The sequence below is a fragment of the Pseudomonas sp. GW823-FHT02F05 genome, from assembly GCF_058797315.1.
Window position 1 is genome coordinate 26,226 of record NZ_JBXAJM010000008.1, and the last position, 16,669, is coordinate 42,894.

Annotated in this window: 9 protein-coding genes; 4 read left to right on the forward strand and 5 right to left on the reverse strand. The window is 61.8% G+C overall.

Translation table 11 applies throughout. The annotated features are described in order from the left end of the window. Position 1: 1 nt before the first annotated feature. Together waaF and glnE are read right to left on the reverse strand one after the other, a co-directional pair. On the reverse strand, positions 2-1,036 hold the full coding sequence (gene waaF, locus AC1RAC_RS11440) for a lipopolysaccharide heptosyltransferase II (RefSeq protein WP_054918888.1): 1,035 nt from the start codon (positions 1,034-1,036) through the stop codon (positions 2-4). A 221-nt stretch (positions 1,037-1,257) separates the two neighbouring features. Beyond that, a complete protein-coding gene (gene glnE, locus AC1RAC_RS11445; protein ID WP_492616594.1) occupies positions 1,258-4,197 on the reverse strand; it encodes a bifunctional [glutamate--ammonia ligase]-adenylyl-L-tyrosine phosphorylase/[glutamate--ammonia-ligase] adenylyltransferase in 2,940 nt (979 codons plus the stop codon). Positions 4,198-4,580: 383 nt separating this feature from the next. Here glnE and aceE point away from each other — a divergent pair, with 383 nt between their 5' ends. The 4 genes from aceE to msrA all read left to right on the forward strand — a co-directional run bounded on the left by aceE (position 4,581) and on the right by msrA (position 12,714). Further along, complete coding sequence (gene aceE, locus AC1RAC_RS11450) at positions 4,581-7,226, forward strand: pyruvate dehydrogenase (acetyl-transferring), homodimeric type (RefSeq protein WP_492616595.1); 2,646 nt, start codon at positions 4,581-4,583, stop codon at positions 7,224-7,226. 11 nt (positions 7,227-7,237) lie between these two features. Then, on the forward strand, positions 7,238-8,884 hold the full coding sequence (aceF, locus tag AC1RAC_RS11455) for a dihydrolipoyllysine-residue acetyltransferase (protein ID WP_054918893.1): 1,647 nt from the start codon (positions 7,238-7,240) through the stop codon (positions 8,882-8,884). A 416-nt stretch (positions 8,885-9,300) separates the two neighbouring features. Then, positions 9,301-11,994 carry a putative bifunctional diguanylate cyclase/phosphodiesterase gene (locus tag AC1RAC_RS11460; RefSeq protein ID WP_054918895.1) on the forward strand — a complete coding sequence of 898 codons (2,694 nt, stop codon included), beginning with the start codon at positions 9,301-9,303 and terminating at the stop codon, positions 11,992-11,994. 72 nt (positions 11,995-12,066) lie between these two features. Next, on the forward strand, positions 12,067-12,714 hold the full coding sequence (gene msrA, locus AC1RAC_RS11465) for a peptide-methionine (S)-S-oxide reductase MsrA (RefSeq protein WP_014716620.1): 648 nt from the start codon (positions 12,067-12,069) through the stop codon (positions 12,712-12,714). 127 nt (positions 12,715-12,841) lie between these two features. On the opposite strand, the gene AC1RAC_RS11470 is transcribed toward msrA, so the two are convergent. From AC1RAC_RS11470 to AC1RAC_RS11480, 3 genes are all read right to left on the reverse strand, one after another. Beyond that, on the reverse strand, positions 12,842-13,678 hold the full coding sequence (locus AC1RAC_RS11470; RefSeq protein ID WP_054918897.1) for a 23S rRNA (adenine(2030)-N(6))-methyltransferase RlmJ: 837 nt from the start codon (positions 13,676-13,678) through the stop codon (positions 12,842-12,844). A gap of 97 nt (positions 13,679-13,775) precedes the next feature. Further along, positions 13,776-14,501, reverse strand: coding sequence for a DUF4123 domain-containing protein (locus AC1RAC_RS11475; protein ID WP_054918898.1), 726 nt, complete (start codon positions 14,499-14,501; stop codon positions 13,776-13,778). Beyond that, a complete protein-coding gene (locus AC1RAC_RS11480; protein ID WP_057975418.1) occupies positions 14,501-16,522 on the reverse strand; it encodes a type VI secretion system Vgr family protein in 2,022 nt (673 codons plus the stop codon). Before AC1RAC_RS11480 ends, AC1RAC_RS11475 begins: the two co-directional genes overlap by 1 nt. Positions 16,523-16,669 lie beyond the last annotated feature (147 nt).

Here is a 16,669-nt window from a genome sequence, read left to right on the forward strand (position 1 = left end):
CTCAGTGAACCTCGACCACGTCGCCCTGCAAACGCTGCAAGGCATCGGTTACCGGCTGGGGCAGCAACTGGCGCAGGCAGTTGTAGTGGCCGAAGCGGCAGGTGCGGTCAAAACACGGACTGCAATCCAGACCCAGGCGCACCACTTCGACCTTGTCGGCCAACGGCGGAGTGAAGCCTGGGGATGTGGAGCCGTACACGGCCACCAGCGGACGGTTCAGCGCCGCCGCCACATGCATCAGGCCGGAATCGTTGGACACCACCGAGTCGGCGCACGACAACAGGTCGATGGCCTCAGCCAGGGACGTGTCGCCACTGAGGTTCACCGCTTCTTCACGCAGGCCGGGTATAAGGCGCTGGCGAATGTCTTCGCCCACCGAATGATCGTTCTTGGAACCGAACAACCACACCTGCCAGCCTTCGCGGATCTTGGTATCAGCGACTTTGGCGTAATGCTCCGACGGCCAGCGCTTGGACTCGCCAAACTCGGCGCCAGGGCACAAGGCCAATACGGGCCGATCCAGGGTGAGGCCGAACTTGGCCAGCGCCGCGTCGCGGGTCACCGGGTCGATCTGCAAGCTGGGGCGTGGGTACGGCTTGGGCAGTTCAGCACCCGGCTCGTAGGCCAAAGCCATAAAGCGTTCGATCATCAACGGGTAACGGGCTTTATCCAGGGTGCGCACGTCGTTGAGCAGCACATAGCGAAACTCGCCGCGCCAGCCGGTGCGCTTGGGGATACCGGCAAAGTACGGCACCAGCGCCGACTTCAGCGAGTTAGGCAGCAGGATCGCCTGGTCGTACTGGCCGGCCATGGACTTGCCGATGCGTCGGCGGGTCGCCAACTCAAGGGCGCCGTGGCCGAGCGGGAAGCTCAAGGCCTTGCGCACCTCGGGCATGCGCTCAAGGATCGGCCGGCTCCACTCAGGGGCGAGCACGTCGATCTGGCAGTCTGGATAGCGCAGACGCAGGCACTGAAACAGTGTCTGTGCCATCACCATGTCACCGACCCAACTGGGCCCAACGATCAGAATATTCATGTAGTTTCCACAAACGATGCGGGGAGGCCTATGCCTCCCCGCCTCGATAATGACTGTAGATCGCGGTGCGCCAGGGAGCATCTTTATGTGGGAGCTGGCTTGCCTGCGATCGCATCACCTCGGTATCCCTGATAAACCGAGGCGCCTGCATCGCGGGCAAGCCCGGCTCCCACATTAATCCGCATCCCATATAAAAATTGGCGTCGCCAATCAGTCGAGTTTCAATTTAAGCCCAGCGCCTGCCAGATTCGCATCACCTGTCGCCGCTCGTCGGCGAACTGGTCCCCGGCTACCGTACCGGCCTCGTTCTGCAAAGCCTGGCGGTGCGCGGCTGAGCGATAAGCCTTGTACACTTCACGCAGCAAATGGGCATCGGCGGCGGGCATCAGCCCGACCTGCTCCAGGCCCTCCAGAATGCGGATATTGTCGGTGTAGCGCAGCAACGATGGATGTTGCGCAGACCACGCCAAAGCCGCGTATTGCACCATAAATTCAATATCGACGATACCTCCGGCGTCCTGCTTGAGGTCGAACAGCGCCGTGGCCTCGAAGGCATTGGCGCCCCTGCCGGCCGTCGTGGCCTTGGTGCCCAGGTTGTCACGCATCTTGGCACGCATCTCGCTGACCTCCTGGCGCAGCTTCTCCAAGTCCCGCTCACGCCCCAACACGTTAGCCCGTACCTGCTCGAACGCCTGGCCCACATCCTGGCTGCCCACCAGTACCCGCGCGCGGATCAGGGCCTGATGTTCCCAGGTCCAGGCTTCATTTTGTTGATAGCGATCAAACGCCCCCAGGGAACTCACCAACAAGCCCGATGCGCCGGAAGGTCGCAGGCGCATGTCCACTTCATACAGTTGGCCGGAGTTGGTCTGGGTGGTCAGCAGGTGAATGATGCGCTGGCCCAGGCGTGTAAAGAATTGCGCGCCATCGATCGGCTTGGCACCGTCCGTCTCGGCCTGGGGGTCGCCGTCATGGATAAACACCAGGTCCAGGTCCGAACCATGCCCCAGTTCGATGCCGCCCACTTTCCCATAACCGACAATGATGAACCCAGGATCGCACAGGGTGCCGTCCAGTCGCTGCGGCGAGCCGTGACGGGCGACCGTCTGGCGCCAGGCCAGGGCCAGCACTTGTTCAAGAATCGCTTCGGCCAGCCAGGTGAGGTAGTCGCTGACCTTCATCAACGGCAGGCTGCCGGCGATTTCGGAAGCGGCCACCCGCAGGCGGTGCGCCAGTTTGAAATGGCGCAAGGCTTCCATTTGCTGCTCAAGGTCATCTTCGGGAATGCGCGTGAGGCGCTCGCGCAACTCAGCGGCCAGCTCCGGCGCCAGCGGCGGCTTGAACAAGCGGCCTTCGTTGAGCAATTCGTCCAGCAACAGCGGAAAACGGGTGATCTGCTCGGCGATCCACGGGCTGGCCGCGCACAATGTCAGCAGGCGACGCAGGGCGTCGGGGTTCTCAGTCAGCAACACCAGGTAGGCCGAACGCCGGGCAACGGCTTCCACCAGCGGCAACACGCGCTCCAGGACCAGGTCCGGGTTGGCATGTTCAACGGCCTGGGCCAGCAGGCGCGGGATGAACGCATCCAGGCGCTCGCGCCCCAGGCGCTGCATGGCGCGCAACTGCGGGCTGGCACGCAGGCTGGCCAACGCCTTGAGGGCCTTGGGGGCATCGGTGAAACCACCTTCACTCAGTTGACGGCACGCCGCGTCGTCATCCTGGGATTCCTCCCACAGTGGCAACCATTCACCACCGACCACCAATTCGCTTTCTTCGCCTTCTTCCTCATCAGGGTCGGCAATCACCTGGCGAAAGTGCCAGTCCACGCGACCACGCCAGTACATCAGGCGCTCGTGGAACGCGGCCCAGTCACTGAAGCCCAGCATAAAGGCAATGCGCGCCTGGTCTTCGGGCCTGTCCGGCAGCATTTGCGTCTGGCGGTCGGCAATCGCCTGGATCGCATGCTCGGTGTAGCGCAGGAACTCGTAACCGCTGCGCAGCTCGCTGATCACCGCCGCGGGCAAATACCCCTGGCCTTCCAGCGTGCCCAGCACGTTCAACAGCGGGCGTTGCTGCAGGCTGAGGTCGCGGCCGCCATGGATCAGTTGGAATGCCTGCGCGATAAATTCCACCTCACGAATGCCGCCCGCGCCCAGCTTGATATTGTCGGCCATGCCCTTTCGCCGCACTTCCTGCTGGATCAGTTGCTTCATGGTGCGCAGCGCTTCGATGGCCGAGAAGTCCAGATAACGGCGATAGACAAACGGGCGCAGCATGTCGAGCAGTTGCGCGCCAGCCACCTGGTCGCCGGCCACCACCCGCGCCTTGATCATGGCGTAGCGCTCCCAGTCCCGACCCTGGTCCTGGTAGTACTGCTCCAGCGCGTTGAAGCTCAGCACCAGGGCGCCGGCCGAACCGTAGGGGCGCAGGCGCATGTCGACGCGGAAGACAAAACCATCGACGGTCATCGGGTCCAGGGCCTTGATCAGTTTTTGACCCAGGCGAATAAAGAACTCCTGATTATCCAGGGCGCGCTTCACGCCCACCGTTTCACCACCTTCGGGATAAGCGAAGATCAAGTCGATATCCGACGACAGGTTCAGCTCCACTGCACCGAGCTTGCCCATGCCGAGGATGACCATGTGCTGTGCCTCGCCGCTGCGTGCGCCGGTCGGCGTGCCGAACTGGGCGCAGTGGCGCTGGTACAGCCATTGATAGGCCTGGTCGATGCAGGCGTCGGCCATGTCGGACAGATCGCGACAGGTTTGCACCAGGTCGGCCTGGCGTGTGAGGTCGCGCCAGATGATGCGCACCTGCTGGCGCGTGCGTTGGCGGCGCAGCACGCGGCCCAGTTCATCTTCTGTTTCGGCCTGTTGCACGGCACCGGCTATCTGGCTGCATAGCTCGCCGGGCGCGAAACCGCGGTCCAGCTCGCCCCAGGCCACCAGCTCCAGCAACATCAAAGGGTCACGAACACTCTGTTCAATGACGAAATCACTGGCGGCGCACACGCGGGCGAAGTCGGCCCACCGTTGCGGCGCCCACGCAGAAAGGCCATGATCGTCATCCAGCGCGGCCACCGCGTCACGAAATGACTGTTCGGCCCGGTTGGCGTAAGGCAACAGAATGGCCGGCAGTTCGGCCAGCGTTGGAAGGCTCATGGTCTATCCTTGATCGGCGTGTAAATGGCGTGTAGTTGTGAAGGCAAGAGCCATGCTCGGTGAAGGACTGTCGAACAAAGGTTAGAAATAGCTGAAATTAAATTAATCTTGGCAGGCAATATCAAAGTTTCACCTTTTCTTGTTCGCAATAGACCAACAATAACGATTATGCTCACCAGCAAGACCGAGCCATACGCTCAGTCTTGTGTAGTTTTACTACTCGTATATACATTCGAAAGGCTGAAATGGCCGACGATTTGTAGTAAAACTACAGGACGCCGAAGCAACCTTCGGCCATCCAAGAATTTATGTCGTCTGCCCACAAGGCCAGTCGCAAACTTCAGGCAACCGATTCTGGTAGCCTTTCCGCCCTGGAGCAAGCCATGCAAGACCTCGATCCCGTCGAAACCCAGGAATGGCTGGACGCCCTGGAATCGGTTCTCGACAAAGAAGGCGAAGACCGTGCTCACTACCTGATGACCCGTATGGGCGAACTCGCGACCCGCAGCGGCTCGCAACTGCCTTACGCCATCACTACGCCATACCGCAACACCATCCCCGTTACCCACGAAGCACGCATGCCTGGCGACCTGTTCATGGAACGCCGCATTCGCTCGCTGGTACGTTGGAACGCCATGGCGATGGTAATGCGCACGAACTTGAAAGATTCGGACCTGGGCGGTCACATCTCCAGCTTCGCTTCCAGCGCAACCCTGTATGACATCGGCTTCAACTACTTCTTCCAGGCCCCGACCGACGAACACGGCGGCGACCTGATCTACTTCCAGGGCCACACCTCGCCAGGCGTCTACGCCCGTGCGTTCATGGAAGGTCGCATCAGCGAAGAACAAATGAACAACTTCCGCCAGGAAGTCGACGGTCAGGGCCTGTCGTCCTACCCTCACCCTTGGCTGATGCCTGACTTCTGGCAGTTCCCGACCGTTTCCATGGGCCTTGGCCCGATCCAGGCGATCTACCAGGCACGCTTCATGAAGTACCTGGAAGCCCGTGGGTTCATCCCGGAAGGCAAGCAGAAAGTCTGGTGCTTCCTGGGCGACGGCGAGTGCGACGAACCGGAATCCCTGGGCGCCATCTCCCTGGCCGGCCGCGAGAAGCTCGACAACCTGATCTTCGTCATCAACTGCAACCTGCAGCGCCTCGACGGCCCGGTTCGCGGCAACGGCAAGATCATCCAGGAACTCGAAGGCGTGTTCCGCGGTGCTCAGTGGAATGTGACCAAAGTCATCTGGGGCCGTTTCTGGGACCCCCTGCTGGCCAAGGACGTCGACGGTATCCTGCAACGTCGCATGGACGAAGTCATCGACGGCGAGTACCAGAACTACAAGGCCAAAGACGGCGCGTTCGTTCGCGAGCACTTCTTCAACACGCCTGAACTCAAGGCCATGGTTACCGACCTGTCCGACGACGAAATCTGGAAGCTCAACCGTGGCGGCCACGACCCGTACAAGGTCTACGCGGCGTACCACGAAGCGGTCAACCACAAAGAACAACCCACCGTCATCCTGGCCAAGACCATCAAGGGTTATGGCACCGGTGCCGGCGAAGCGAAGAACACCGCGCACAACACCAAGAAAGTCGATGTCGACAGCCTGAAGTTGTTCCGCGACCGCTTCGACATCCCGGTCAAGGACGAAGAGCTGGAGAACCTGCCGTTCTTCAAGCCAGAGCCAAACAGCGCCGAAGCCCGCTACCTGAGCGAGCGTCGCAGCGCACTGGGCGGCTTCGTGCCACAGCGCCGCGCCAACAGCTTCAGCGTACCGACGCCAGACCTGAGCACCCTCAAGGCTATCCTTGACGGCTCGGGCGACCGTGAAATCTCCACCACCATGGCCTTCGTGCGCATCCTGGCGCAGCTGGTCAAGGACAAGGACATCGGCCCGCGCATCGTCCCGATCATTCCGGACGAAGCCCGTACCTTCGGTATGGAAGGCATGTTCCGTCAGTTGGGCATCTACTCCTCCGTCGGCCAGCTCTACGAGCCAGTCGATAAAGACCAGGTGATGTTCTACAAGGAAGACAAGAAGGGCCAGATCCTCGAAGAAGGCATCAACGAAGCGGGCGCCATGAGCTCCTTCATCGCTGCCGGTACTTCGTACTCCAGCCACAACCAGCCAATGCTGCCGTTCTACATCTTCTACTCGATGTTCGGCTTCCAGCGTATCGGCGACCTGGCCTGGGCCGCTGGCGACAGCCGCACCCGTGGCTTCCTGATCGGCGGCACCGCCGGCCGCACCACGCTGAACGGCGAAGGCCTGCAACACGAAGACGGTCACAGCCACATCCTGGCTGCCACCATCCCGAACTGCCGCACCTTTGATCCAACCTACGGCTATGAGCTGGCGGTGATCATCCAGGACGGCATGAAGAAGATGACCGAAGAGCAGCAGGACGTTTTCTACTACATCACCGTGATGAACGAGTCCTACCAGCAGCCAGCCATGCCGGCCGGTGTGGAAGAAGGCATCATCAAGGGCATGTACCTGCTCGAAGAAGACACCAAGGAAGCGGCGCACCACGTACAGCTGATGGGCTCCGGCACTATCCTGCGTGAAGTACGTGAAGCGGCGAAGATCCTGCGCGACGAGTTCAACGTCGGTGCCGACGTATGGAGCGTCACCAGCTTCAACGAACTGCGTCGCGATGGCCTGGCCGTAGAGCGCAGCAACCGCCTGCACCCTGGCCAGAAACCAGCCAAGAGCTACGTCGAAGAGTGCCTGGCCGGCCGTAAAGGTCCAGTCATTGCCTCTACCGACTACATGAAACTGTTTGCTGAACAAATTCGCCAGTGGGTCCCGTCCAAGGAATTCAAAGTCCTGGGCACCGATGGTTTCGGCCGCAGTGACAGCCGCAAGAAGCTGCGTCACTTCTTCGAAGTCGACCGTCACTTCGTGGTGTTGGCAGCCCTGGAAGCCTTGGCTGACCGTGGTGAGATCGAACCCAAGGTGGTGGCTGAGGCTATCGTCAAGTTCGGGATCAACCCGGAAAAACGCAACCCACTGGACTGCTGAGGAGATTTTTTGTGAGCGAACTCATTCGCGTACCTGACATCGGCAGCGGTGAAGGTGAAGTAATCGAGCTGTTTGTGAAGGTCGGCGACACCGTCGAAGCCGACCAGAGCATCCTGACCCTCGAGTCGGACAAGGCGAGCATGGAAATCCCTGCTCCCAAGGCCGGCGTGGTCAAAAGCCTGAAAGTGAAGCTGGGCGACCGTCTGAAAGAAGGCGACGAACTGCTGGAGCTGGAAATCGAAGGCGCTGCTGATGCAGCCCCTGCGGCCGCGGCTCCGGCCGCCGCCGCACCTGCACCTGCTGCTGAAAAGCCTGCCGCTGCCGAGGCTGCTCCAGCCCCGGCCGCTGCACCTGCCGCCGCGACCGTCCAGGACATTCACGTCCCGGACATCGGTTCGTCGGGCAAGGCCAAGATCATCGAGCTGCTGGTCAAGGTCGGCGACACCGTCGAAGCCGACCAGTCGCTGATCACCCTGGAGTCCGACAAGGCTTCCATGGAAATCCCATCGCCGGCTGCCGGCGTGGTGGAAAGCATCGCGGTCAAGCTGGAAGACGAAGTCGGCACCGGTGACTTCATCCTCAAGCTCAAAGTACAAGGTGCTGCGCCAGCCGCCGCACCAGCACCGGCTGCTGCTCCGGCTGCCAAGGCTGAAGCGGCACCTGCCGCTGCTGCCCCTGCTCCGGCCGCAAAAGCCGAAGCTGCGCCAGCCCCTGCGGCTGCTGCGCCTGCGCCAAGCGGTGCCAAGGTTCACGCCGGCCCAGCCGTGCGTCAGCTGGCCCGTGAATTTGGCGTCGAGCTGAGCGCTGTTGCAGCCAGCGGCCCTCACGGCCGTGTGCTGAAGGAAGACGTGCAGGTTTACGTCAAAGCCATGATGCAAAAAGCCAAGGAAGCTCCGGCTGCCGGCGGCGCTACCGGTGGTTCGGGCATTCCGCCGATCCGCACCGTGGATTTCAGCCGTTTCGGCGAAATCGAAGAAGTGCCGATGACCCGCCTGATGCAAATCGGCGCGGCAGGCCTGCACGCCAGCTGGCTGAACATCCCGCACGTGACTCAGTTCGACCAGGCCGATATCACCGACCTGGAAGCGTTCCGCGTTGCGCAGAAAGCCGTGGCCGAGAAGGCCGGCGTGAAGCTGACCGTGCTGCCACTGCTGCTCAAGGCCTGTGCACACCTGCTCAAGGAACTGCCGGACTTCAACAGCTCGCTGGCGCCAAGCGGCAAGGCGATCATTCGCAAGAAGTACGTGCACATCGGCTTTGCGGTCGACACCCCGGATGGCCTGCTGGTACCGGTCATCAAGAACGTCGACCAGAAGAGCCTGCTGCAACTCGCTGGCGAAGCGGCTGCGCTGGCTGCCAAGGCCCGCGACAAGAAGCTCACCCCGGACGACATGCAGGGCGCTTGCTTCACCATCTCCAGCCTCGGCCACATTGGCGGCACTGGCTTCACGCCAATCGTCAACGCGCCGGAAGTGGCGATCCTGGGTGTGTCCAAGGCCACCATCCAGCCTGTGTGGGACGGTAAAGCGTTCCAACCCAAGCTGATGCTGCCACTGTCGCTGTCCTACGATCACCGTGTGATCAACGGCGCCGCGGCTGCGCGCTTCACCCAGCGCCTGAGCCAGTTGCTGAACGACATCCGCACCATCCTGCTGTAAGTCGCAGGGCCTTCCTGTTGCCGGGAAGGCCCTTGCCACACCGATTTCCGAGCGCCACGCTCGTACCTCAACCCCGCCACTTGGCGGGGCTTTTTTTGCCTGTATTTTGTAGGAGCGAGCTTGCTGTGGCGAGGGAGCTTGCTCCCGCTGGAGTGCGAAGCGCTCCCAAGATTTTGGGGCCGCTGCGCAGCCCAGCGCAAGCAAGCTTGCTCGCCACACGCAAGCACCCTACCTGCGTCAACGCACCACCGATCACCCCAATTACAGAAATCCCTTGCGCGGCCGATAACAGGCTTATAGCACTTAGCCTTCATCCTCTCTTGTCACTGCGTCCTGCATGATGCAACCTTGCCGCAGTCGACAGTCAAGAGGGCGTGAGCCCAGCGCAGTGCGCATTTTCCCAAGCGAGTTTCCCCATGAAAAGCCAACCCGATGTCGCCCGTATGGCGGCCGAGGTAGTGACGCAATTACCGGTGCCTTCGCGCCTCGGTATGCTGCGTTTCGAGCGGCTTAATGAGGCAAGCTGGGCCCTGCTCTACCTCGATCCCAATTGCGAACGCCAGTTCGGCCTGCCGGCGGTTGAACTCTGCGCCTTGATCGGCACACCCTACGCCAGCCTGATGGAACCCCAGGCGCGCTACCAGTTGCACGATGCGATCCAGCAGCAACTGGCCCACAGCCCCCATTATCTGGTGCGCTACAACCTGCACACCCATGACGGCCCGCTGAGCGTGCTGGAGATGGGCGAGGCCTACAAACAACATAACCGCCACCTGGTGCGCGGCTACCTGATGGTGGTCGAGGGGCTGTTCAGCGAGACCAGCGCACCCGCCCCGACGGTCGACCTGGAAAACCAGAACAGCCGCCTGCAAATCGCCCTGGAGCTCAACCAGCGAGCGCAGCAGGAGCAGTTGCAACACCTGGAGCGAGTGCGCGCCCAGCAAGAACTGATCCTGCTGCTGGCGCGCCAACGCTACACAACGCCAAATTCCCTGCAAGAAGCCGCTGAACTCATCACGCGCAGCGCCTGCGACATTTACCAGATCGACTGCGCCAGCATCTGGAACCTCGAAGGCCATCATCTGGTACCGATCTCCGCCTATCACCGCGCCGATCAACAACACCATCTGCCTGAAGCCATCGATGCCAGCGGCTTCCCGGATTACCTGGAAGCCCTGCACTCCAGCCGCGCGATCGACGCCACCCACGCCCTGCGCGACCCACGCACCCGGGAAATGGCTGAAAGCCTGCGCGCCAAGGACATCCACGCGATGCTCGACGCCAGCATCCGCGTCGACGGCCAGGTCGTCGGCGTGCTGTGCCTGGAGCAAGGTGGCAGCCCACGCGCCTGGCAGTCCGATGAAATCGCGTTCGCCGGCGAGCTGGCAGACCAGTTCGCCCAAGTCATCAACAACCACAACCGCCGCACTGCCACCAGCGCCCTGCACCTGTTCCAGCGCGCCGTGGAGCAAAGCGCCAACGCGTTTTTGCTGGTCAATTGCGACGGCGTGGTGGAGTACGTCAACCCCAGCTTCACCGCGATTACCCAATACAGCGCCGAAGAAGTCCACGGCCATCGCCTGGCCCAACTGCCAGCCCTGGAAAACCTCAGCGAATTGCTGTTCGACGCGCCTTCGGCCTTGGCCAAAAGCAACAGCTGGCAAGGCGAGTTCAAGAGCCGCCGCAAGAACCTGGAACCGTACTGGGGCCAGCTGTCGATTTCCAAGGTGTATGGCGACAACCGCGAGCTGACCCACTACATCGGCATCTACGAAGACATCACCCAGACCAAGCTGGCGCAACAGCGCATCGAACGCCTGGCCTACACCGACAACCTGACCAACCTGGGCAATCGCCCGGCGTTCATTCGCAACCTCGACGAGCGCTTTGCCCGCGACAGCGACAGCCCGATCAGCCTGCTGTTGGTGGACATCGACAACTTCAAGCGCATCAACGACAGCCTCGGCCACCAGACTGGCGACAAGTTGCTGATCAGCCTGGCGCGCCGCCTGCGCAACAGCTTGAGCAGCGGCGGCAGCCTGGCGCGTTTTGCCAGTAACGAATTCGCGGTGCTGTTGGACGATGCCGACCTTGAGACCGGCCAACTGGTGGCCAGCCAGTTGCTGACTACCCTCGACAAGCCGATGTTCGTCGACAACCAGTTGATCAGCGTCACCGGTTCCGTGGGCCTGGCCTGCGCGCCGCTGCATGGCCGCGACCCGCAGACCCTGATGCGCAACGCCGGCCTGGCCCTGCACAAGGCCAAAGCCAACGGTAAGCACCAAGTGCAAGTGTTTACCGAAGCGCTGAATGCCGAGGCCAGCTACAAGCTGTTCGTGGAAAACAACCTGCGCCGTGCCCTGACCCAGAACGAGCTGGACGTGTTCTACCAGCCCAAGCTATGCCTGCGCAGCGGTCGCCTGCTGGGCATGGAAGCACTGTTGCGCTGGAACCACCCGGAAAAAGGCATGATCCGCCCCGACCAGTTCATCAGCGTGGCTGAAGAAACCGGGCTGATTATCCCCATCGGCAAATGGATCGCGCGCCAGGCCTGCCGCATGAGCCGGCAATTGACGGCCGCAGGCCTGGGCAACTTGCAGGTGGCCATCAACCTGTCGCCCAAGCAATTTTCCGACCCGGACCTGGTGGCCTCGATTGCCACCATCCTCAAGGAGGAACAGCTGCCGGCCAACCTGCTGGAGCTGGAGCTGACCGAAGGCTTGCTGCTGGAAGCCACTGAAGATACGCGCCTGCAACTGGACCAGCTCAAGAGCTTCGGCCTCACCCTGGCGATGGACGACTTCGGTACCGGTTACTCGTCGCTGAGCTACTTGAAAAAATTCCCCATCGACATCATTAAGATTGATCGCAGCTTTATCCATGAAATCCCGGACAACCAGGACGACATGGAAATCACCTCGGCGGTGATCGCCATGGCCCACAACCTCAAACTCAAGGTCGTGGCCGAAGGCATCGAAACCGCTGAGCAGTTGGCGTTCCTGCGCCGGCACCGTTGCGACGTGGGCCAGGGCTACCTGTTCGACCGCCCGATCCCGGGTGCCGAGCTGATGCAGAGGCTTAAACGCTACCCGCGCGGGCCAATCGCCTGACAGCGCTGTAACACTCGGGCACACTGGCTGTCTGACAATTTACTGTTACTCAACCTGACGAGAGGACTGATCATGGTCTTGCGCTCGGAAATTCTGGTGAACAAAAACGTGCTGCCTACTCAAGAACAAGCGTTGCCTGGTCGTGAAACCCCGATGAAGTTACCTGAAACGCACTTCGTCAACGGCAACCCACTGCTGGGCCCGTTCCTGGATGACGTCGGCTTTGCGATCTTCGGCCTGGGCTGCTTCTGGGGCGCAGAACGCAAGTTCTGGCAGCGCGACGGCGTGGTCAGCACCGTGGTCGGCTACGCTGGCGGCTTTACGCCTAACCCCACTTATGAAGAAGTCTGCTCGGGCCTGACCGGCCATAGCGAAGTGGTGCTGGTGGTGTATGACCAGGCCAAGGTGAAATACGAAGACCTGCTGAAAATGTTCTGGGAACTGCACAACCCGACCCAGGGCATGCGCCAGGGCAACGACATCGGCAGCCAGTACCGTTCGGTGATCTACGCCACCACGCCTGAGCAACTGGCGGCAGCCAAGGCCAGTGCCGAGGCGTATCAGCAAGAGCTGAGCAAGGCCGGCCTGGGTGAGATCACCACGGAAATCGAAGAGGCCCCGACGGTGTACTTCGCCGAGGCGTATCACCAGCAGTACCTGGCGAAGAACCCCCAGGGCTACTGCGGGATCGGCGGCACGGGCGTGACCTGCCCGATCTGACCCCTGTGCCATGATCATTCCCACGCTCCGCGTGGGAATGCCGTACTGGATGCTCCGCGTCCGCTTTTAACATCGTGACGCGGAGCGTCACAGGCTGCGTTACCACGCGGAGCGCGGGAACGATCGGTTACTCGGCGATCAGCCAATCCATCTGCCAGCCACCCTGGGTCTGGCCCAGTTGCTTGGACAACCATGGCAGCAACTCACGCAATTCCTCTTCCAGGCCCCACGGCGGGTTGGCAATCGCCAGGCCCGAGCCGATAAGGGTATTGGGCGTGTCCAGCGGATGCACCAGCAACTCCACACGCAGCAGCTTCGGCGCACCGGTACCGGCCAGGTCCTGATAGAAACGGCGCAACATGCGCTGGTCTTTCACCGGGTACCAGATCGCCGCCACCGTCTGGCGCATACGGCTAACAGCCTCCTTGAGGGACGCGGCGCAACGCTGCATTTCGTCGAGTTTTTCAAACGGCGGGTCGATCAGCATCAGCGCGCGCTTTTCCGGCACTGGCAGCAAGGCCCGTGGCACGTGCCAGCCTTCGCCCAGGTGCACTTTGACGCGGCGATCACCCTTCATGTTGTCCTTGAGCAGCACGCCATCTTCAGGGTGCTTCTCGTTGAGCAGCACACGGTCCTGGGGCCGCGTGAGGCGGCGCGCCAGTTCCGGCGAGCCCGGGTAGTAGCGTAACTGGCCATCCGGGTTCATCTCGTGCAACACGCGCATGTAGTCGGCGGTCAGCGGCGGCAGGTCGCTTGCGCCCCACAGGCGGGCGATGCCTTCCAGGTACTCACCGGTGCGGTTGGCCTGGTCGCCCTGCAAGTCATACAAGCCAATGCCTGCGTGAGTGTCGAGGTAGGCGAACGGCTGTTCCTTGCGCGACATCAGGGCGATGAGGCGGGTCAAGGTCAGGTGTTTGAAGACATCGGCATGGTTGCCGGCGTGAAAGGCGTGACGATAATTCATGGTTGCTCCTGCGCAGGGGGCGAAGTTTACCTTCTACCGGTGCAAAGGTGCAGGGCCGCATGGCGGGCGGCACGGAAGTGACGCTATCGCCAGGGGCTCAACTGAGCTGCGAGGCAAGGTAATCAGCCAATGCACCAGGGCTGATTTGCGGCCTGCGTGCGAAGTAGGCGACTTTATGCTGCAAGGTTGCTGGCGTAAACGCGGTATAGAGGTCAGGACGCTGCTCTTGGAGCCATTGCAGCAGATTGTCGACCAGCACCTGTGGAGACTGTTGAGCCATATGCTTGAGCAACGATGCCGGTACCTGCCACCAGGGGCTGACTGGGGCCGCAGTGACTGGTTTGGCCGCCACCGACAGCGGCTGGCCGTTGATCAAGTAGCGCTGGAACACCGGTAGCACGCCCCCGGCCCCGTCGCCTAATGACTGCAACATCGGCAAAAGGTGCGCGCCGTCCCAGAAACGCAAAAACACCGGTTGGCTTTCCGGCAGGTACACCTGGGTCAAACCCTTCAAATGCGCGATCACCACCTCCAGCGGGCTGGACGAGACCGCCAGCCAGCCCCAATCCGGCGCTTGGGTGGTGGCTATCCAATCGAGAAAGGCACTGCTCGGCTCAACGACGCCAACGTAGGGCATGACCTCATCCCAGTCAGCGTAGGCCGTGTCCGCCCAGATCGGTCGCGGCATCTTTGCAGCGGCCGTGGCTTGCCAGGCGGCGAGCGGCTTGGCGTCGCTGGCATTGCCCAGCACGGCGTACAGCTGTTCATCAGGCTGCAACGGGTATTGCGCCAGCCAGGCATTGGGCGTCAAGAGCGCGGGCATCAGGACGCACTCCGTGTATGGGCGTCGATGTCGCATTGGCCGTTCTTGCAGCGCTCGCATTCTTCGCAGAACGGCGCGCTGCGTTTGAGGCTGAACACTTGTGCACGGCTTAACGGCGCGGGAACCGCTGCCAATACAGCCTCTTTCAACCCAGGCATTAACGGCGCCGGCGTCGGGGCAGGCGCGCTGCCGAGCTGGATCGGCACACTGCTGAAAATCCCGCCCGCTGACAATGTGATCGACTGCCCGCCCGCCTGGATCGTCACGCTGGCACCCGCATCAATGATGATGCTTTGCCCGGCCCCCAGCGCAATGATTTGCCCGGCACGCATGTGCTGCGAACCGCCAACCACCAGATGGTCATCCTGCTTGAGCTCGGTCAAACGGTTGCCGTGGGTGATGCGCTGCTCCTGGCCCTGCAACTCATGGCGCGACTCGCCGCCCACCTGCACGCGACGCTGGTTATCGACCTGTACCTGTTGGTCGTGCAACACATGCTGGGTCCAGTCCCGCTGGGCGCGCAGGTAGATTTCCTCGGCACCCTTGCGGTCCTCGATACGCAGTTCGTTGTAGCCACCACCGCCAGGGCTGCTCTGGCTACGCCAGAGACTACGGGTCTTGTCCGCGGGCAGGTCGAGGGGCACAGGCGTGGCGGCGTTGGGCAGGCACCCCACCACCAGCGGCATATCCATGTCGCCATTGACGAACCCCACCAGCACTTCCATGCCAACCCGGGGTATCAGCACCACGCCATAACGGTCATGGGCCCAGCCACTGGCGACCCGCAGCCAGCAACTGGAATGGTCGTTGTGCTCGCCGACACGATCCCAGGCCAGTTGCACCTTGACCCGGCCGTATTCGTCACAGTGAACCTCACTGTCAACCGGGCCGGTGACCACTGCACTTTGATATCCCGATACCGTCGGGCGCGGCTGCTCCGGCAAGGGCGGACGAAACACCGCATCCCATGGCGCGGCGACAAATGCGTTGCGATACCCTTGGCGCAGTTCCCCTCCGTCCTCCTCGGTGACCGCTTCCTCCAGCACCTGAGGCTGCTTGCCTTCATGGCGCACCTGCGTCACCAGCCACAGGTCGTTCCAGTCCTCACGGGGGTGCTCACGCAACTGCAGAAACCGGCCACTGGCCAACGCCGGCTCATCGCCCTGGCCATGGGCACTACGATAGTCGCTGCGGTACCGCTCCAGGCCACGCTGGGCGAGGCATCTGCCTTGGGCTCGGTCGGAAAACTTGCCGGGGTAGTGCTGCGCTTCAAGCTTGGGCAATGACTTGTCGACGGCTGCGCTTTCCAGCTCGACATGGGGTTTGCGAAAGTCGTAATCGCGAAGATTCAACGCCGTGGTGCAGGTCGCCAATTGCAAGGTGAAGCGCTTGATCGCAGGGTTAGCGGCGACCATTCCCGAACCAGGCCGGTACGGCGTGGGCTGATCTGCCTGGGCAAATACGGTCTGGTCATCGCCAAACACCAGCAGATGCCCTGCGGGGGAATGCTGGAAGTGATAGTGAATACCCAGCTCGGCACACAGGCGCTGGATGAACGCCAGGTCGCTCTCGCCGAACTGCACGCAATATTCACGCTCCGGGTAATCACCGCTCAACCGGAACTCAAAGCGATCACTGTGAATCCCCTGCCCTGCCAGCACCTGAGCAACAATCTGCGGCACCGTCTTATGCTGAAAAATGCGCTGGTGGCTGCTGTGTGCCAGGTACGCCAGATGCGGCGCAAGGCTGAGCTGGTAACGCGTCAGGCGCCGGCCCGAGTCGCCCTGGGCAACCCGATACACCAGGCCGTGAACGCCATGCCCCTGATCGTCGAAGCCCAAGTACACCTGGCGATGCAGCAAGCCCTCCAGGTCGATATCCGGCTGCTCGCTGACCAGCTCAAGTTCAAAACGATAGGGCTGGCTGATGGCCTCGGTGCCGTCGAACGCGAACACCTCGAAATCACTCGGCGCCCCATCCAGGGCCAGGGTAAATGCAGGTTGGTTGGCAGGAGCGAACATCCGGTGTTTCTCTGCGAAGGGTGGGCGGTCGATTCTGCACCAGCCGTTCGCCTTGCCGAGCGCTGCCTCGGCAAATAAGTAAGGTCCTACGTGAGCACCGCTGGAACCCACGAGCATCGACGGCAATTGCACCAATCAGCCCACACA